General features: G+C 60.3%; 10 protein-coding genes. 5 read left to right on the top strand and 5 right to left on the bottom strand.

From position 1 onward, the window contains the following. The first annotated feature begins 59 nt into the window (after positions 1–59). Both ASF90_RS00575 and ASF90_RS24460 read left to right on the top strand, forming a co-directional pair. Positions 60–5,660: a DUF3320 domain-containing protein gene (locus ASF90_RS00575; protein ID WP_055844477.1), complete on the top strand. Its 5,601-nt coding sequence runs from the start codon at positions 60–62 to the stop codon at positions 5,658–5,660. A gap of 289 nt (positions 5,661–5,949) precedes the next feature. Next, a complete protein-coding gene (locus ASF90_RS24460; RefSeq protein WP_330218866.1) occupies positions 5,950–6,054 on the top strand; it encodes a hypothetical protein in 105 nt (34 codons plus the stop codon). A gap of 438 nt (positions 6,055–6,492) precedes the next feature. Here the strand turns inward: ASF90_RS24460 and betT are convergent, their stop codons facing one another. The 4 genes from betT to gcvA form a co-directional block, all read right to left on the bottom strand. After that, entirely contained in the window at positions 6,493–8,469 is a 1,977-nt protein-coding gene (gene betT, locus ASF90_RS00570) for a choline BCCT transporter BetT (RefSeq protein ID WP_055844474.1), read from the bottom strand. A gap of 46 nt (positions 8,470–8,515) precedes the next feature. Next, positions 8,516–9,616, bottom strand: coding sequence for a hypothetical protein (locus tag ASF90_RS00565; protein WP_055844469.1), 1,101 nt, complete (start codon positions 9,614–9,616; stop codon positions 8,516–8,518). A gap of 423 nt (positions 9,617–10,039) precedes the next feature. Beyond that, positions 10,040–12,178: a methyl-accepting chemotaxis protein gene (locus ASF90_RS00560; protein WP_055844466.1), complete on the bottom strand. Its 2,139-nt coding sequence runs from the start codon at positions 12,176–12,178 to the stop codon at positions 10,040–10,042. 430 nt (positions 12,179–12,608) lie between these two features. Next, on the bottom strand, positions 12,609–13,538 hold the full coding sequence (gene gcvA / locus ASF90_RS00555) for a transcriptional regulator GcvA (RefSeq protein ID WP_055844463.1): 930 nt from the start codon (positions 13,536–13,538) through the stop codon (positions 12,609–12,611). A 199-nt stretch (positions 13,539–13,737) separates the two neighbouring features. Between gcvA and ASF90_RS00550 the strand changes: the two genes are divergently transcribed. The 3 genes from ASF90_RS00550 (at position 13,738) to ASF90_RS00540 (ending at position 19,735) form a co-directional block, all read left to right on the top strand. Further along, a complete protein-coding gene (locus tag ASF90_RS00550; RefSeq protein WP_055844460.1) occupies positions 13,738–14,511 on the top strand; it encodes an SDR family oxidoreductase in 774 nt (257 codons plus the stop codon). A 510-nt stretch (positions 14,512–15,021) separates the two neighbouring features. Beyond that, on the top strand, positions 15,022–15,945 hold the full coding sequence (locus tag ASF90_RS00545; protein WP_055844458.1) for an IS110 family transposase: 924 nt from the start codon (positions 15,022–15,024) through the stop codon (positions 15,943–15,945). Positions 15,946–16,879: 934 nt separating this feature from the next. Further along, a complete protein-coding gene (locus ASF90_RS00540) occupies positions 16,880–19,735 on the top strand; it encodes a PAS domain-containing protein (RefSeq protein ID WP_055844455.1) in 2,856 nt (951 codons plus the stop codon). A gap of 163 nt (positions 19,736–19,898) precedes the next feature. Here ASF90_RS00540 and ASF90_RS00535 read toward each other — a convergent pair whose 3' ends face one another. Then, positions 19,899–20,243: a response regulator gene (locus ASF90_RS00535; RefSeq protein WP_055846156.1), complete on the bottom strand. Its 345-nt coding sequence runs from the start codon at positions 20,241–20,243 to the stop codon at positions 19,899–19,901. Between the last annotated feature and the right edge of the window lie 110 nt (positions 20,244–20,353).

Genomic DNA, 20,353 nt, shown 5'->3' with positions numbered 1-20,353 from the left:
TTCAGGGGGATGCTGGGTTATGTTGTTCGCCTACGCAGACCCTTCTTAGGGGACAGTCGATGGATCAGACGACAGTGGCACAGGCAGGTGAAGAGTCTTCTTTGCTTAGGGGGACGGGTGGCTTAAAGGATAAGGTCGAGAAGGCTCGCTTGGAGCTTTTGGATCTGTCCACCCGCAATCGACTGCTCCACACCCCACGAGGCGGTCGAGCCAAGACCGTCGAGGTTGTCCACGAGCTTGCCAAGGCGATGTATCAGACCTTGGTGATTGACGGTAAGCGCTTCACCTTTGTGGCGGGCAAAGAAGATCCGAAGCAAGGCAGCACGGTGCCTGAGCTTGACGACGATGACGAGGTGTCTCTGCTGGATGAGGTTCCGGAAGACCCGGAGCTGATCGCACAGCCTGACTTCGAACTGGACGAGAACGGACGCGTCAAAGCGCATTGGGATGCGCACCTGACCACACGCTTGACGCCAACAGGGCTGCAAAAGCGCCTATTGGATCTCTACACCGATGCTCGCACTCTTCAAGAAGAGCAGGGCGTCAATGTTCTTTATCTGGCGGTTGGCTATTTACGCTGGCGTGCTACTTCTACGCCGCAAACTGATCGCTTTGCGCCCTTGGTGCTGATCCCTGTCCGGTTGGAGCGAAGCACGGCGGGAGAGAAATTTCACCTCAAATGGACTGGCGACGACATCCAAGCCAATTTGTCGTTGCAGTTGTTCTTGCAGCGCGAGTTTGGACTTCGTTTGCCCAACATCGACGAGTTCGAAATGTTGGATATCGAGGCCTATTTGGCGTCGGTTGAAGTGATGTTGGAAGGGAAGGAAACCTGGGGCGTGCTTCGCGATGACGCCATCCTTGGTCTGTTTTCATTTGCCAAGTTCATGATGTATCGAGACTTGGATCCTCAAAGCTGGGAAGTGCTTGGCGGGATGGACGCCATCCCGATGCTTCGTGGCGTCATCCAAGACGGCTTCCCGGGCGCCAGCTTGACCGACGAAGCCAGCGACCTCGACAGCATCATCTCACCCGAAAAAATGCGCCATGTGGTCGATTGCGATTCGTCGCAGGCCTTGGTGGTTCATGATGTGCTTCAAGGCAACAACATTTTGGTGCAAGGCCCGCCTGGCACAGGCAAGTCCCAAACCATCGCGAATATCATCTCGTCCGCTGTGGCTGAGGGTAAGCGTGTGCTGTTTGTGGCTGAAAAGATGGCCGCGCTTGAAGTCGTCAAGCGGCGCTTGGATCAAGTCGGTGTGGGCGTGGCGTGCCTGGAACTCCATAGCAACAAAGCGAACAAGCGCTCGTTACTGGAAGAACTCAGGCAAACGCTGAGCCTTGGTGATCCCAAGCGAACCAGCACTGCACCGATCATCGAGCAGCTCACCGAACGACGTGACACTCTCAATGCCCATGTGGAGCGTCTTCATGAGCCGCATGTTCCCTCGGAACTCACTGCATACCAAGTCTTTGGACGGCTAGTTCGCCTGAGACGCCAGGGCTATACGACTCAGAGCTTGCCCTTGGGAGTCCCAACCAGTTGGGCACCCCATGAGAAAGAAGCCCGCGATGCCTTGCTTCGAGAACTCATTGAGCGCATCGAAGAGATCGGTGTGCCAAGCGAGCACGCTTGGAGCGGCGTCCAAAATGATGGGTTGCTACCCAATGAGCGCGATCGCCTCCTGACGCTGGTCGGAGCCTTGTCGGGTCGTCTTGAGGACTGGAAACTGGAAGCCTCAGCGCTTCATCAGACCTTGGATCTCGAAGCACCCGCGCGCATTGACGACGTCGGGCTTGCGGTCCAGCGCATCAAAGCCTTACTCGATGCGCCCAAGCTTGGTGCGGCTGCGCTTCAAAGCACGGTTTGGGACACAGAAGGGACCGCTTTAACGATCATTGTGGCGCTTGAAGCTGCTCAAAAAGCCAACGCTGCGGTCTTATCTAAGATCGAACCGGCGGCATTGCAGGCAAGCTGGGCGGCTTCAAAGTCCACCCTAGCCCAGCTACCCAGCCCCTTCGTGCTAGGCAAAGAGCTGTCTACGCTTGGTGCGGCACACACAACCTTGGTGCGTCTGCTGCCGGATCTGACACGCCTGACGCAGCTTCTGGCCGAGAAGGCGCCGCTGACGCTCGATTTGGCGCTTCGGTTGGTGGCCATTGCTGAACGCGCGACGAGCATTCCGGAGCTAGACCGAGATGCCTTGGTCGCTCACATTTGGGAACGCGGTGTCGACGCGGTTGAAGAGATCGTGGTGGCGGTCGAGATCGTCCAACAGGCCAAATCAAACCTGTCCACGGTGTTCCGCGACTCAGCATGGAGCAAAGACAGCGCTGAGCTGGAAGCGGCACGAGGGCAGTTGGCCATGCGCGGCACAAGCTTGTTCCGCTTTTTAAGTGGCGATTGGCGCCGTGCCAACCAAAGTATTCGCGCTTTGCTGTCAAATCCCAAGTTGCCAGCGCTCGACATGCTGGGCTCGCTGGATGTGCTGCTCGATGCCAAGAGCGCCCAGCGCAAAATTGCCGATCACGACGCGCAAGGCGAGGAAGCCTTTGGCTCCAATTGGCAGCGTGAGCGCTCGAACCCTTCTTTCCTTCGAGGAGTCGTTGCGTGGATGCGCACGCTGCGCCCGTTAGGAAGCGGTGTTCGCGAGCGTTTGGCCGATATTGGTGATCGGGTTCTAGCGACTGACATCGCCAAGCGCGTCAAGCCAGTATTGGAAGAGCTTGGGCGAAGCCTTGGGCCTGTCCATGAAGCATTGGTTGCGGCTGAGCGAAATCCATGGGGCGAAGAGACGGTTTTGAAGCGCGTGGCGTTGTCAGAGTTGTCTGAGAAGTCCGCTCATTGGCTGGCCGCCTCCGAGCAAGGCGTGTTTCTGACCAATGCCGACGAACTCACCGTTGCTCAATCGCTTTCTGTGATCGAAGAAATCGAGCAGGCTCAATTGGCCAATGCGGCGTATCAAGCGCTGGCGGATGACGGTGCGTTGTCCTTCGGGGCTTTCTGGAACCGTCTCGAAAGCAAAGCACCTGAGCTTCGCCAGGTGAGTGCTTGGGTGGAGAAGAACCCGGAGCTTCGCTCGTTGGCAGCCCGTTTGGAAGACCCACAACCCTTGCTCGATCAAGCGGAGCGAGCATCTTTTGCAGGCGGTGTGTTGGCTGGTCAAGTCATGGATCTTCTCGTCGGCTTGCAGTTTGAAGGCAACGCCGAGATCACCCGCAATCCGAGTCACGCGCCTTTGGAAGTCCTCAAAACGCAACTGGCAAACTGGCAAGCAGATCCGGAGGGGCTCCGGGCTTGGGTGGCATATCTGGCCATCGCTAAGGAAGCCAAGCGCAAGGGCCTGGGCACACTGGTCGAAAGCTTGGCCAGCGGCGAACTCGCCCCAGCCGATGCGCTCGGCGTGTTTGACCTGTCGTATTTCGAGGCAGTGCTGCAAGCCTTGGTGCAGCGAGACCGTGCGCTGGCGAATTTTGACGGACAGCGGCAGTCGCAAGTCGTTGCAAGCTTCGCAAGTCTCGATCAAGAGCGTATGCAGCTGGCGCGCTATGAAGTCATCAAAGCGCATCACAGCAGGATCCCCCGCCAAGGCGGGGCGACTGGTCCAACCGCCGTGCTCATTGGCGAAATGGCGAGGAAGAAGGGCCATCTCCCCATCCGGCAGCTTATGCAGAAGTGTGCGCCGGCCATCCAGGCACTCAAACCCGTTTTCATGATGAGTCCGCTGTCGGTCGCGCAGTTCTTGCCGGCAGGCGCTTTGGACTTTGACATGTTGGTCATTGACGAAGCGAGCCAGGTGCAGCCTATCGATGCATTGGGCGCGATTGCGCGCGTTAAGCAGCTGGTGATCGTAGGGGACGAGCGCCAGTTGCCACCCACCCGCTTTTTCTCCAAGGCGCTTGGCGATGGTGGCGATCGAGATGATGACGAGGGTGGGGCACAGGCGTCAGACGTCGAGAGCATCTTGGGGCTTTGCCGCGCGCGAGGTTTGCCTGAGCGGATGCTTCGTTGGCACTACCGGAGCCGCCATCAGTCACTCATTGCCGTTTCCAATCAACAGTTTTACGAAGGCAAGCTCTTCATTGTCCCAAGCCCCTACACGAGTGAGGCGGGAGTTGGTTTGCGATTGCATCATTTGCCTGAGGCGATCTATGACCGAGGCAACACACGCACCAATCCCAAAGAGGCCAAGGCCGTGGCGTTGGCTGTGTTGGCACACGCTCAAAACACGCCAAAGCTCACGCTCGGCGTCGCGACTTTTTCCACCGCGCAACGCCGGGCCATCTTGGACGAGTTGGAGCTTTTGCGTCGACAGCATCCGGAGACGGAAGGGTTCTTTGCCGATCATCCGGCTGAGCCGTTCTTTGTCAAAAGTCTGGAAAACATCCAGGGTGATGAGCGGGATGTTATTTACATTTCTATAGGCTATGGCCGCGATGCCCAGCGGCACATGACTATGAACTTTGGTCCTGTGAGTAGCGACGGTGGCGAACGACGCTTGAATGTGCTCATCAGTCGCGCCAAGTCGCGTTGCGAGGTCTTTACCTCGATCACCGATGAGGACATCGACACCGATCGAGCGAAGGGCAAGGGCACTTTCGCTTTGAAGCTTTTCTTGAACTACGCCAGGACCGGTCGCCTGACGCTCACCACGGAGGAGCGCGACTCCAAGCAAAGCGTGTTTGAGCAAGAGGTTGCCCAAGCGCTCCGCGCGCGGGGCTACGACCTTCATACGGATGTCGGTTTGGCAGGCTTCTTTGTAGACATTGCCATTTCCAACCCTGATCAGCCCGGGCGCTACATTTTGGGGATCGAGTGCGACGGGCAATCGTATCGAGACGCCCGAAGCGCGCGTGACCGAGATCGTTTGCGCGAAAGCGTGCTGCGTGACAAAGGTTGGCAGGTCTACCGAATTTGGAGTTCGGACTGGTTCCACCGTCCTGAGGCGGAGCTTGAAAAGCTTGTTGCGGCCATTGAACGCGCGAAGTCAGAGCCAGGCCCCTTAGAGCCCAGTCCCAAGTCTTCGCATCGCGCGGTGCCCGTTGAGATTCTGACTGTTGATCGCGGTGAAGTGGCTGAAATGGGGCTCATCGAGGCGCAAAGTCCGCCCGATACTGAGCCTTACATTGAGGCGTCCTTTGCCGTGCCAAGCAGTCAGTTCGAATTGCATCTGGTTCCAACAGGGCAACTCGCGACCATCGTGCGTCAGATCGTTGAGGTAGAAAGCCCCATTCACCGCAGTGAGGTTGTCACGCGCGCTCGCACGCTTTGGGGCTTGCAGCGTGCTGGCTCGCGCATCCAGCAAGCTGTGGAAGATGCGATTAGGTCGGTGGTGTCGATGGGTGGGGTCCAGATCGTTGACCAGGACTTCTTGGCCATTGCAGGGAAAGAAGTCCGTGTGCGGGACCGCTCGATGGTCGAGTCGTTGACACTGCGCCGCCCAGAATTCTTGCCTCCTTCCGAAATCGATTGGGCTCTGCTCAAAATAGTGAAGGACAATCTCGGCGCGAAGGCTGAGGAGTTGGTGACGATGGTTGCGCGGCAGCTCGGCTACAAGAGCACGAGCCCACAACTTCGCCGGGTCATTCTTGATCGTTGCGAGGCCCTAGTGGTGGCGGGGCGATTGACTTCACGGGGAGATCTTTTGGTGATGGCCTGATCTGTCGCAAAGCTTTGGTGCTTGCCGCTCCTCTCGGGCGAATCTAAACTGGTAGCACACTCACCAGGACACATTCCGGTTGGTGTTTTGCCTGCAGATCAGTGGGTTAGAGTGCGTTACTTCGAATCCCACTCTCTTCGCCAATGTCCATCTAAGTCATTTATTTAGTTGAAATTATTGTGGATTGCTGAGTTTGTCAGCGAAACGCAGATCGGAAACATCTGCCGAGTGCGCATCCCCACATCATTTTTTTCGCACCCCCGCCGGCAACTACGCTTTTCGTCAGCGTGTGCCCAGCGATTTGCAGGTCATCATCGGCTGCAAGGTCATCAAACAAACACGTCGGACTGCGAACGCCGCCTCAGCCAGGTTGCGAGCGGTTGTCTTGGCATGACGGGTTGAGGGATCGACGGGTAGATCGGTTTAGCAAGAAGGATCTGGAGGCGCTCGTTGATCGCCTAAGCAGCGTGCAGGTCGGCGCCATCTCACGTCTTCCTCGGGCGCAGGCGGCATGTGGCACGCTCACGGAGCGCTGGCAGATCGACCGTGGAGCCGACGTCCAGTGCATCGTGGCTGCAAATCTACGAGGTGAGTTTGCTTTGCGGCATTGACTTCACGATGCACCTTTTCATCAGCTCGCTCGCGTTCCCTTCGGATCCTGTGTTCGTTGAGAATGCCAAGGTCGGCATCTTGCCGGGATCGCTACTTCCTGCGTTGCTGGGAGCGGTCGTATTGAGGTTTGCGTCCAGAACCTAGAGCAGGCTGCTTGGCTGGGTGCAAGGCATCTTGGCCGAAGTCCCGGCCAACCGGTTTCGGTTGGCCGGGACATTGATCAGCGAACGTGATCCAGGAACTGGCGGTGGCGCTCGTATTGGTCGAGCACATCATGGATCACTTGCACTTTGGGCCAACCCATGACGTCGTAGTCCTGTCCGCCCTCGCGCAGGTAGACCTCAGCCCGATAATGACGGGTGCCCTCGCTCACTGGGCGGCGTGGATCTTGCAACGCGAAGGTGGGTGGTTCGTAAGGCTGAGGACGCACGGAGTAGAAGAAGTCCATTTCTTCGCCATGGCCTACGCGAAGCCAAGCGCGGCCATCTTCTCCTTCGGTGACTTCAACCGGAAGATCCTGCTTGCGCAGCTCCACCGCAACCTCTTGGAGTGCGGACAGCACCTGATCTTTGATAAAGGCAACCACCTCTGTCTTGACGGGGTTGTGCGCGAGCAGCTTGAGCCTGGCGCGCCAGTCTTCGCTGGTGCCTGGAAGCAATCGTGCATCACGAGAGATTGAGCGCTTCGTTGCGTCCAGATGCATGGCTTTGAGTAGCCCCCAACACATCAAGATCATGACGATCGTGAAGGGAAGGGCGCTAGCGATGGTCGCAGCTTGGAGTGATTCAAGGCCGCCTGCAATGAGCAGGGCAACGGCAATGCCGCCGACCAGAAGCGCCCAGAAGATGCGTTGCCAGACCGGCGATTCCTCCTCACCCTTGGAAGTCAGCATGTCGATCACCAACGCGCCGGAGTCAGCGGATGTGACAAAGAACAGCGCGACGAGCACAACCGCAAGCGAGGAGGTGAACATCGTCAGCGGGAGGTGGCGCAGGAACTCAAACAACGCCATCGAGCTGTCATCCGAAACCGCCTTCACGAGCTCTTGAACACCTTCGGAGCGCACCATGAACAAGGCGGAGTTGCCATAGATCGTCATCCAAAGAAACGTAAACCCGATCGGCACGAGCAAGACGCCAACCACAAATTCACGCACCGTGCGGCCTCGCGAAATACGGGCGATGAACATGCCAACGAAGGGCGACCACGCAATCCACCAGCCCCAATAGAACAAGGTCCAGCCGCCAAGCCAGCCGCTTGGCTCATAGGCATACAGATTGAATGTCATTGAGAAAAGCTGAGAGGCATACATGCCGGTGTTCTGTACAAATGCCTGCATCAAGTGGACGGTAGGGCCGCAGACAAGTACGAATGCAAGCAGTGCGACGGCCATGATCATGTTGATCTCAGACAGGCGACGGACACCGCTGTCGAGACCCGCGACCACAGACCCTGTCGCCACCAGGATGATGATGCCGATCAACGACACCTGCACGAGGGTGCTCACTTCCAGGCCGAACAGGTAATTCAGTCCGGAGTTGATCTGCATGACCCCGAGGCCAAGCGAGGTGGCTAGGCCAAAGATGGTGCCAAGGGCAGCAAACGTATCGACCGCGTGACCGATAGGTCCGTGGATGCGTTCTCCAATGAGCGGATAGAGAGCCGATCGCACCCGCAGGGGCAGGTTGTGGCGATAGGCAAAGTAGGCCAGCGCCAATGCAACAACCGCGTAGATGGCCCAGGCGTGCACGCCCCAATGGAAGAAGGTGATACGCATCGCCTGACGAGCCGCCTCCGCAGACTCGGGCGTGCCTGTCGGCGGAGTGGCGTAGTGCATGATCGGCTCAGCCACGCCAAAGAACATCAGGCCAATGCCCATGCCTGCGGCAAAGAGCATGGCAAACCACGAGGCATAGCTGTAATCCGGGCGGCTGTGGTCTGGGCCGAGCTTGATCCGCCCGTAACCACTGATTGCGACACCGACTACAAAGACCAGGAAGCCCGCGACCGATAGAATGGTGAACCAGCCTGCGTCATTGGCGGTCCAGTTTTTGGCTGCTGTGAACCAAGTCGTTGCTTTTTCTGGAACGAAGATGGATAGCGCCAACAGTAAAAGCACGATGGCCGCAGTAGGAATGAACACCTGCGGCAGGATGCGCTGGCGAACAGGAGTGGATGGCGGAGCTGAGCTCTGCATAAGTTCCTCCGGTTGATGATCGTTGAAGCGGAAATGTGGCTTGCGCTTAGAAATAGAACCCGATGTTGAGATTCAGCCGGCTATGCCAACGGGATGGACCACCGTCGTTGATTCCGATGCCGTCGCCGCCTGCAAACCACATGTTCTTGCCGGCAATCCAGTCCACGTAGGTCAACATGATCCCCTTTTGTAGGCTGCATCCGGTGACGTTTTGCCATGACTCCCTCACGCCCTGACTGCGCCCGGCCGGGAGGGTCATGCTGAGGTTGTTGTAGCAGGTGATGTCATCGAGCCAATGCTTTTCGCCGAAGGAGTAAGCCACGTTGACACTGGGCACATCGGCTTCTGACGCAATCTCGAACGGGGCAAGGAACGCTGACATCGCAATTCGTTCGCCCGGCACGCTGTAACGGTAGCGAGCCCATTGCAGCTGAGTCGTCCAGCCATCCCGTTTCAACTGGGCATGCAGCGCCGCACCCTGGTGACCATAGTGACGGCGGGTAGTGGTGTTCTGAACCTGACCGCTGAATGCAGAGGCCCCGAGCAGCAGCTCACCGGCATTCAAGAAGCTCGTATGTTCGTATCGGAAATGAACACGCTCCCGTTCCTTGTATGGCAAATCAGCGGTCTGTGCCACATCAAAGGAGTAGCGGTCGTAGCGAGATCCGCTTCCGTATTCATCCCCTGAGAACCAGCCGGCTATCCAGTGATGGTTGCCACTTTTATGGCTAAACGTCACACCCGGATCGTAATCGTCTTCAATGCCAAGGTAGTAGCCTGAGCCAAACCAAAAGCTCTGAGAGACGGTAGGAAAGAGTCCGAAAGGGACCTGCTGGATGCCCGCTTTGAGCTGCGTTGCGTCGTTGAAATTCCATCCGGCGTAGGCATGGTGGACGGCATCGAAACCGTCATACCAACGATACTGGGCCGAGAAAAAGAGGGGTCCAGCTCCGGCTTTGACGTCTGCGCGAAGCAGTTCAAGTTGCAAGCGGCTTGTGGGGCCGTAGTCCAGCCAGCCATAGTTGAACCGGACGGCGCCACCCACATCGACAAACGGTTCAACCTGAGTGTTGGGTGCTTCTTGAGCATGGATTGTGTCTGTGGCCGTTGCGGCACCACAGAAGAGAATCAGGGGGAATACCTTCACGATAGTGTCTCGTGGCCTCCATATTGCGAATGAAAGCGTCCAAGTCTAGCGCGTTAGCATGGGCCACCCAAGCGAGGGGAACCTTCCGCAAGGTCTGCGGGGCGTGATTAAGCCGCAACTGGGACGCATTGATGCGTTATAGATCCATGATGTTCTTGAAAGCGAGGGGAGGGCGTGGCGGGCGACTGTCGGAAGCAGTGAGACGTTGCCTGTGCGGCCAATTGAATGAGAAGAATGTGCCTAATCGAGCGCGGTTTTACGACCGCGACGGAAACGGAATACGGTTGTCTGAGGTGGTTTGATCTCGAGACAGAGATCCCGTCGCTGGCGAGTGTAGTGACAAGGATTGATCTGCCTATTTCCGTTCGTAGCAATCAGTCCAATCTCAGCTCCACATTCCTTTTAAACATCCTGGCTCAACTTCTAGGTGCGGTCAGGATTGAACAGCGCCGGCGTGTTGCGCTCTTTGACCTTAAACACTTCCACAGCACGGGTCAGCTGCACGGAATGGTCCTCCAGCGCACGCGCGGCGGTGCTGGCGGCTTCGACCAGGCGGACGTTTTGCTGGGTGGTTTCGTCCATCTGGGCGATGGTGTGATTGACCTGTTCGATGCCGCCGGCCTGTTCCTGCGAGGCGGCGGAGATGTGGCCCATGATGTCGGTGACGTGCTGCACGCTGGTAACGACTTCGCCCATGGTGGTGCCGGCCTTGTGCACCAAGGCCGAGCCATCGGCTACGCGCTGTACCGAGTCGTCGATCAGGCGTTTGATTTCCTTTGCGGCATCGGACGAGCGGTGCGAGAGCGTACGTACCTCCGAGGCGACGACGGCGAAGCCGCGGCCTTGCTCGCCTGCGCGTGCGGCTTCGACGGCAGCATTGAGCGCAAGAATATTGGTCTGGAAGGCGATGCCGTCGATGACCGAGATGATGTCGGCGATGCGCCTTGATGACGCTTCGATGCCGGACATGGTGTCGATCACCTGGCCGACCACATCGCGTCCTTGCGAGGCGATAGTGGCGGCACCGCGTGCGAGCTGGTTGGCGCGGCCGGCGTGCTCGGCGTTCTGCTTGACGGTGGAGGTCAGTTCTTCCATCGAGGCTGCGGTTTCTTCGAGATTGGCAGCCTGTTGTTCGCTGCGGCGTGCCAGTTCCTGATTGCCGCTGGCGATGTCTTCGGCGGCAAAACCAATACTGTTGGAGGTTGTCTGTATCTGGCTGACGATGTCGGTGAGGCGATGCACGGTACTGTTGGCATCGTCGCGCATGGCAGCGAATACGCCGTGGAAGTTACCCGACATGCGCACGGTCAGGTCGCCGTCGGCGATGGCGCGTAGCAGCTGCGAGAACTTGGCCAGGTTGCTGTCTGCCGTGGCCATCATGGTGTTGAGGTTTTCCACCATCAGGCGGAAGTCGTGCTCGAACTTTTCCGGTTGGCCGCGCAGCGCGAAGTCGCCCGCGCAGGCGGCCTGGGTCAGTGCGTGGATCTGTGCGTTGATGGCGCGCAGGTTTTGCTTGACCTGCTGCATGGTGGTGGTGATGGCGGCTTTTTCGCAGGGGTAGTGCTCGATTTCCGGGGCGAGGTCGCCGATTGCGTAGCGGCCCATGACCTCGGTCATGCGCAGCTGGGTCTGTACGTGTGCGTGCACCAGCGCGTTGGTGTCCTGCACCATGTGCGCGTATTCGCCAGGAAACTGCTGCGCGTCGGTGCGATAGCTGATCTGGCCGGCGTCGTGACGCGCTGCCATGGTGCGCTGCGCCGAGATGACATCGCGCAGGCGGCGTTGCATCTGCTGCATGGCTCGCAGGAGCTGGCCGGATTCGTCCTTGCTTGCCGCGGTATCGGGTGTCCCGAGGTCGCCTGCGCTGATGCGCTCGGCCAGTTGCAGCGACAGACGCAGGGGCAGCACCACGCTGCGAGTGAGCAGTAAAGCAATCGTTGCGCCCAGCAGTAGCGCGATCACGGTGGAGATCACCATCAGCATGGCAAAGCCACGTGCGGTGGCGACGGCCTGCTTGGCGGCTTGGCGGTTCTTCTGCTCTTGCAGATCGATGAAGGCATTGATGCTGGCTAGCCAATCGATGAAGGCCGGGCGTGCTTCCTGCAGCAGGCGTTGCTCGGCATGGGACCGGTCCGATGCGTCGCGGAACGCGCGCACCTGTGCGATCAATGGCAGGGTGCGCTGCTCAATGGATTTGATCTGCTGCAGAATCGTTTTTTCCCGCGCGTCGGTCGAGGCGGCGATCATGGTGTCGAGCGGCTGCGCGGAGCGAGCATAGTCGGCGGTGAGTTTGTCGATCAATTGCTCCGCAGCGTGGCGGTCGGCCGGCGCGTCCATCAGCACGACATCGCGCAAGGCGATTGCGCGGTCATGCACACTGCCGCGGAAGTTGATCGCATACCGTTGTTTGACGCTGTTGACTTCATTGATCGCGGTCAATTGCCGATCGATGCTGCGTACGCGCTGGATGCCCACCACGGTGAGGATCACCATCAGGACGATGATCGCGAGAAAGCCGAGGGACAGGCGTTGACCAATGCGGAGATCGGAGAGGGTGTGCATAGGGGGAGATCGGTGATCCGGAGAAACGGAGCGCTGGGGAATCCCGGCATGGGCAGGGATGCGGGGGCAGGAGCAGATCGTCGAGAGGGCGGCGTTGCTACCCCGATCGTGTCTCGCCTTGTTCGTTAGCGACCTCAACTATTGGAACTGTACGCATCGCGCATCCGATATTCAGGCGCAGTTGGATCGCGCTGCATCGGCGATGGCGGACGATCGAACCGGCGATGTTGGATTCTGCGCAGCCGCGAGATGGCGATGGGCTTGCTGCAGAGTGCCGATGCGGTGTGGTCAGCGACGCAGGCATTGCTTGCGTGAGTGGCTGCTGCGTGCAGTGCGCGCATATTTGATATGCGTGCTTTGATTTCCCGATGCAGCGACGTGGTGTGCGTCGGTCGGCACGCACCGATACGGCCGCGCGGTCGTCGCGGGTCTAGCGCGTAGCCGCGAGTGCGCTGTTTGCGCTGGCTTCTTCGCAGATCCACTGCCGGAAAGCGGCAATCCGCGGCAGGTGGGAGCTCTCTTGGCGGTTGACGAGGTAATAGGCCAGGGGCGAGGGGAACTGCATCTCCGGAAACAAACGGATCAGCCGGCCGGTAGCGATGTCGTCATGCGCCATCACGCTGCGCGCCAGCGCGATGCCGTGTCCCTCGATGGCGGCCTGCAGCACGGCGGCTGCATTGTTGATCTTCAAGCCCCGGATCGCATCCACGCCGACGACGCCTGCCTTATCGAGCCACGCGGTCCAGGACGGAAAGTTGGGATGCGTCTCCATCGAAAGGTCGTGGATCAGCGTCTCGCCTGTCAGCTGCGCCGGTGCGCGTAGCCGGCCGATCAACGCTGGCGAGCAGACCGGATAGACCTCCTCGTCCATCAGCTTGAGGGCCACCAGGCCCGGCCACTGGCCAGCGCCATAGCGCACGCCGATGTCGATCCGTTGCGTTAGGAAATCCACAGGTTTGAGGCTGGTCTCAAGCCGGATGTCGATATCGGGATGTGCTGTCTGGAAGCGATCGATGCGCGGGAGCAGCCACTTGGCTGCAAAGGCCGGGCTGACTGTCATGGTCAGCATGGTGCCGCCGGACTGTTCCTTCAGCCGTTCCAGCCCAAGGGTCAGGCGATCCAGCCCAGCACGCACATCGGGCAGCGCCTGCTCGGCGGCGGGCGTGGGCAGTAAACGGGCGCGGCCAGCCTGGCTGCGATGAAACAAAGGGGTGCCTACCCAGTCTTCCAGTGTTCGTACCAGCTGGCCGACCGCCGCCGGTGTGACATGCAGCTCGGCCGCAGCCGCCGAAAAACTCTGATGGCGAGCGCTGGCTTCGAAGGCACGCAGTGCATTGAGATGGACGGGCGACTTTTTCACGATAAAGATTTTCTTTCAGGTCGGGACACATTAACTGGTTTGTGGTCATGCCGCCCCAGCCGAACAATGGCCGCCACCCCACGGCCTGCCCGCCGCGCCTTCGTTGGCGATGCAGGTGAGTGGTGTTGGCTCATCCCGGCGACCAGTTCGCCGGCTGTCTTTCTGACCTGCCTGACGGCAGGCACGTCGAGGTTTGATCATGGACACGCAATTCAACGGTAAGAAGCTATTGGTCGTCGGTGGCACCAGCGGCATGGGGTATGCAGTGGCCCGACACATCCTGCATGGTGGTGGGCATGCGGTGATCGTTGGCCAGCGCGCCGAGAAGACCGAAGCAGCCCGCCAGGCGCTGGCCGCACTCGGATCGGTCGAGGCATTGAATGCCGATCTGACTAGCCAGCAAGGCATTGCCGAGTTGCTGGCATCGATCGACCGCTCGCATCAGCAGATCGATCTGTTGGTCAATGCAGCGGGCGTGTTTTTCCCCAAGCCGTTTCTGGAGCACCAGCAGGATGACTACGACCGCTACATGGCGCTCAACAAGGCGTTTTTCTTCATCACGCAGAAGGTCGCCGCCAATCTGGTCGCGCACGGCCGCAGCGGTGCGATCGTCAATATCGGTTCGATGTGGGGCAAGCAGGCGATTGCGGCCACGCCGTCATCGGCCTATTCGATGGCTAAGGCCGGTCTGCATGCGTTGACCCAGCATCTGGCGATGGAACTGGCGCCGAAGGGCATCCGCGTCAATGCCGTCTCCCCGGCGGTGGTGGACACGCCGATCTACGAGGGATTCATTCCGAAAGCGGACGTGCATGCAGCACTGCAAGGCTTCAATGGGTTCCACCCCATTGGCCGTGTCGGCACTGCGCAGGACGTGGCCGAGGTGATCGCGTTCCTGCTATCGGACAAGGCCGCTTGGGTCACCGGTGCAGTGTGGGACGTCGATGGCGGTGTGATGGCTGGCCGCAACTGACATCGACAACGCGTTGCATCGGCGTCGCCTGCACGCTGCTGCATCGGGGCCTTGCGTGGCGTCAGCTGTCTGCCAATCTTGGCGCCATGGATTGGCTGCCTTGCTCGATGGCGCCAACCGCGTGAGAGCGATGTTCCGTGTGTGCGCTGAGCTGGGGACGTCGGTATGCCGCGCGGTGAGCGGAGGTCGCCCACAGAGTTTGTAAGCGGCTTGCTTGAAAACCGCGCCCACCGACCATCACGACCGATCCTTGCCCGCCTGCCGCCGCGGGACCTCATGCGGCATGGATGCCGCATAAGAGCCTTATCTGTTCGGAATCTGGCAGTTTAGGTGTCGAGAGCCGGCGTGGGCTGCCGTCAGAGCCTGGATCTCAGCGATCGCCATGTAGCTTGGTACCCACGCCGGATTCTCCCTTGATTCGCCCGAACAGTTGCCCGAGATGACACTCGAAACGATAAGACTGGGCAGGCGAGGGAGCTCTCGACATTTCTAGCCTAGCGGAGATTTCCCATGAGCGGAATCGGGATCGATGTGTGCAAACACTTTCTGGACGTTGCGGTTTTTCGAGGCCAAACCCGTCAGTTCACCAACACCGCAGGCGGTCATCGGAAGCTTGTCGATTGGCTCAAGACGCTGTCGGTGCGGCAGGTGGTGCTGGAGGCGACCGGGGGCTACGAGTTGGCAGCGCTGGATGCCTTGCATCACGCCGCACTGCCGGTGGCGCGCGTCAATGCGCAACGGGCACGCAACCTGGCCAACGGTTTGGGACTGGCCAAGACCGACCGGCTGGACGCGGCCATGTTGGCCTGCATGGCCGAGAAGATGGAGCTCCATCGGTATGTTCCGCTGGAGCCCTGGCAGCGCGATCTGGGCGAGCATGTACGTGCCCGTCGGCAACTGGTCGAACTGCTGAAAGCAGCAAGGCAGCAGTTGCTGCAGGTTGCGGAAAAAGCGCTACGAAGGATCCTGCAGGGCAACGTGAACCAGCTTGTGCGCAGCGTGGCGCGGCTAGACAAACTGATCGCCGGGCAGCTGAAGACGCTGCTCATCGAGCAACCGCACCTGGCCGCGTTGAAGACGCTCAAAGGGGTCGGTCCGGTGCTGCTGGCCGTGCTGGTGTACCGGTTACCGGAGCTTAGGACGCTCAGCGGAAAGCAGATCTCCCGATTGGTTGGCGTTGCCCCGCTCTCGCGCGACAGCGGCGCGACGCGTGGTAAACGGGGGATCGGCGGAGGCCGAGCCGATATCCGGCAGGCGCTGTACATGGCGGCGATGTCTTCGGCTCGGCACGAGCCAGGTCTGCGCGATTTTTACAGATCGCTGCGCACACGCGGCAAGGAAGGCAAGGTGGCCCTCGTGGCGGTGATGCGCAAGATGCTGGTCATCCTCAATGCGCGCGTGCGCGATCAAAGAGCCGCCATGCACCCCGCCTGAGCGCACTCGGCAGCCGTGAGTAACCGCAAAAGCGTGCCAGCCAGCGGCCGGCACCTACCGATGAACACGCCCGAAGGAAACCGATCAACGGTCGCGGATTGAGGTCCTGACCAACACAGTTGCTCCATGGACGGATTCACGCCGTGTCCCGCGGCGGCAGGCGGGCAAGGGCCGGGCAGCCGGCGCGCAGATCTGCGGCTCTCCACTAGCAAATGCAAAGCAGCCAAACACACCGAAAGCAACCGAATGAGAGCATCCATGGAAGGATTCAATGCGTGTCCCGCAGCGTTAGGCGGGTAAGGGTCATGCAGCCGGCGCGCAGATCTGCGACTCTCCACTAGCAAATGCAAAGCAGCCAAGCACACCGAAAGCAACCGAATTAGAGCCTGCGTGGAAGGATTCACGCCGTGCACCGCGGCGGCAGGCGGGCAAGGGCTTTGCAGCCGGCGCGCAGATCAGCGGCACTCCACTAACGCATGCAGAGCAGCCAGTCACGCCCAAGGCAACCGTGAGCTTCTGTTCTTGAAGACGCCGAAAAAGTCGCGAGCCATGGGCCGATAAAGATGAACTGAGAACGCGATAGCGCCATGTACGCGATCTACACCACGAACACGCCCATCGCACGGCCCAGCCGGCAGTGACGCGCCATATCGCTGTTGGCGAGCACACGTCCTCACACGCGGCGCAGTACCGTGGCGCAGCGGCAGCACCAACGGCTGGATATACATTGCCTGCCGCAGGTTGGGTGATGACGGTGGTGTGAGCGGTCGATCGTGCCTGTTGGCGATGCGTCGCGCGGTCTTGGGCTCTCTTCTAATGGTTTGGCACAGATGCACGGATGGGTGAACAGTCATCAGGGCGCAGGCGGTGAAGCGATGCGGTGGTGTCGTGCAGGCGATCTGCGACATGGCGTGGTCGTGCGGATGCGCGCGGCATGACCACTGCATTTCCGCATGGCGACAGCGCCATGGCGCAGGCGGTGCGCGCATACCACTGGGCTGCTACGCCGTTGGGGCCGAGCGCGCAGTGGCCGTCGCCATTGCGCAATGCGGTCAGCTTGATGCTCACCTCGCCGGAGAGCATGTACGTGGTGTGGGGCGAGGCGCTGACGTTTTTCTATAACGATGCGTATGCGCCGATTCTGGGGCCGCGTCGGCCGCAGGCACTGGGCGCGCCGCTGCGCGAGCTGTGGGCCGATGCGTGGGAGGCGGTACGTGCGCCGATCGAGGCAGCATTTGCAGGGAGCGCCTCGCGCTTTGAAGAAGTGCCGATTGGTATGAACCGCTACGGCACGCCGGAAGAGACGTGGTGGACGTTTTCGTTTTCACCGATCTATCTAGACGATGGCAGCATCGGTGGCGCGTTCTGCGTGACCAACGAGGTGACCGCGCGCAAGCTGGCCCAGGCGCGGTTGGCCGACGAGCACGAGCGCTTGATCCGTTTGTTCGAGCAGGCGCCAATGTTCATGGCGTTTTTGAGCGGGCCGCAGCATCGTGTCGAGTTCGCCAACCCGTGCTACTCGCGCTTGGTCGGCCACCGCGACGTGATCGGGCGGCCGCTCGCCGAAGCGTTGCCGGACGCGCTTGAGCAAGGGCATCTGCGCCATCTGGATGAGGTGTATCGCTCCGGGCGCGCCTATACGGCCAATGCGCTGGTGTACGACGTCCAGGCAGTGCCGGGCGGGCCGACCGAGCGACATCTGCTGGACCTGGTGTATCAACCGATTGCCGGTGCCGACGGCACGGTCTCCGGCATCTTCGTGCAAGGGTTGGATATCACCGATCGCATCAGCCTGGAACGCGCGGTGCGCGAGGCAGAAGTGCGCAACCGGCAGATCCTCGATAGCGTCATGGACTACGCGATCATCGCGACCGACATGCGCGGCCAGGTGACTTCATGGAACGAAGGCGCGCGCCGCATTCTGGGCTGGGCCGAGGCCGAGATGCTCGGGCAATCGCTGGAGCGCATGTTTACCCCGGAAGATGTGGCGCATCGACAGCTTCTGATTGAAGCCGCCGCAGCGTTGGAAAGCGGTAGCGGTATGGACGAGCGCTGGCATATGCGTAAATCCGGCGAGCGGTTCTGGGCCAATGGATCGTTGATGGTGCTGCGCGAAGAAACTGGCGTGGCGATTGGCTTTGTCAAAGTGCTGCGCGATCGCACCGCCGAGCGCTTGGCCGGCCAAGCCTTGATCAAAAGCGAGCGCCGGCTGGACGCCTTGGTGCGCGCGTCGTCGCAAGCGATCTTTTCTGCCACTGCCAACTGGGGCGCGTTGCGCCTGCATGCCGGCGATGGCTTGTTGGACGATGGTCGTGCGGCCAATGCGCGCTGGCAGCAGGAATGGATTCATCCGGATGATCGTGCGCCGTTGCTAGCGGCCATCCGTGCTGCGATCGACGATAAGGCGGCCCTGGAGCTGGAGCTTCGCGTGCTGGACAGACAGCAGGTGCGCTGGACGCTGCTGCGTGCAGTGCCCGTGCTCGATGCAGAGGGCCAGATCGAGGAGTGGTTCGGTACGGCCTCGGACGTCAGCGATAGACGCGAGGCCGAAGAGCAATTGCGCGTGCTGACCGAAACCCTGGAACAGCGCGTGCGTGAACGGAGCGCGGCGTTACTGCTGGCCGAAGAAAAACTGCGCCAGAGTCAAAAGATGGAGGCGGTCGGGCAGCTCACCGGCGGCTTGGCGCACGACTTCAACAATCTGTTGACCTCCATCACGGTGGGCCTGGAGCTGCTGCAGGCGCGCGTGGAGCAAGGCAAGTACGACCGGTTGGAACGCTATGTGGAAATGGCGCAGACCAGCGCCGCGCGTGCCGCTGCGTTGACGCAACGCCTGCTGGCATTCTCGCGCCGGCAGACGCTGGCCCCCAGTGCGTTGGAAGTGGACGCACTAGTGCACGGCATGCGCGAAATCATCTCGCGGACCTTGGGACCATCGATCACGTTGCAGGTGACGCCGGCGCCGCAGCCGTGGAAGGTGCTGGTAGACGCGCCGCAGTTGGAGAATGCGCTGCTCAATCTGTGCCTCAATGCGCGCGATGCCATGCCCGATGGCGGTGTACTCACTATCCGGCTGCACAACCGCTCGCTGGATCCGGTGGCGGCCCAGCAGTTGGATCTGCCGCCTGGCGATTATGTGTGCCTGAGCGTGCAGGACACCGGTACCGGCATGACGGACGAGGTCATGTCCAAAGTGTTCGAGCCGTTTTTCACCACCAAGCCGATCGGGCAGGGCACCGGTCTGGGCCTATCGATGATCTACGGGTTTACCCGGCAGTCCGGCGGGCACGTGCGCATCGATTCGGAAGTGGGCCTGGGCACCACCATGGCCCTGTATTTGCCGCGTTTCAGCGGGACAGATGCGCAGGACGAGGCAGTCGCCACACCGCAACAGCCACAGCGCGCTGCAGCGCAGAGCTGCACCATCTTGCTGGTAGAGGATGAAACCGCAATCCGCATCTTGATCTCGGAAGTGCTCACCGAGGCCGGTTACCGCGTTATCGAAGCAGCTGAAGGCAGCGCTGCGGTGGAGCGCTTGCGCTCGTTAGAGCCAATCGATGTGTTGGTGACCGATGTCGGCCTGACCGGTGGCTTGAACGGGCGCCAGGTGGCCGATGCGGGCCGGCAATACCGACCCACGCTACCGGTGCTGTTCGTGACCGGCTATGCGGCAACCGCGGCCGTCGGCGCCGGGCAGCTGGACGACGGCATGGAAGTGTTGACCAAGCCGTTCCTGGCGGCCGACCTGAAGCTGCGCGTGATGCAGTTGCTGGAGCGGAGTTTGCAATGACCTTGGCTGTTGTGCGAGTAGCAGAGTCATCGTCGCGCTCGAGTCGTCGGCGTTGGGCGCGTTCACGCTGGTGCTCGATGACGCAACACGGCGGCTGCAGTTAGGTGCGCAAAGCGCTGTGTACGCCTGGCCTGCGAGGCGTGAGTGCCTTGGTTGCGCCCGGTTACAGCGTTGTCTGCACGATACCCAGCAAGTCGCGTAACGAGAATGGCTTGGTGAGCAAGCGCATGCCGGTATCCAGAAAGTCCGCCCGTTGGGCGCTGGCGCCTGCGTAGCCGGTCATGAAGATGATCGGGAGTGCTGGGTACAACCGCCGCGCATTGTCGGCCAGGTCGCGTCCGTTCATGCCCGGCAGGCAGATATCCGACAGCAGCAGGTCGAACGGACAGGCCGTGACGAGCTGCTCCAGTGCCTGTTCTGCATCGGCAGACACGACGACCTGATAGCCCTCTTCGCACAAGATATCCGCGGTCATTGCGCGAATGGCGTCGTCGTCTTCCACCAACAGAATGCGTGCATTACATGATGCGTCGTTCACCGCGATCCTCAAGCGATCGCAACAACGCGACCTGCTTCACTGCCAAGGCTATGCGCGCGCCCGTGACGAATGTGTCGGAG

The sequence above is a fragment of the Xanthomonas sp. Leaf148 genome (assembly GCF_001423585.1).
Lineage (GTDB): Bacteria > Pseudomonadota > Gammaproteobacteria > Xanthomonadales > Xanthomonadaceae > Xanthomonas.
The sequence above is the reverse complement of the archived record's forward strand: the minus strand, read 5'-3'. Positions and strand labels throughout refer to the sequence as shown.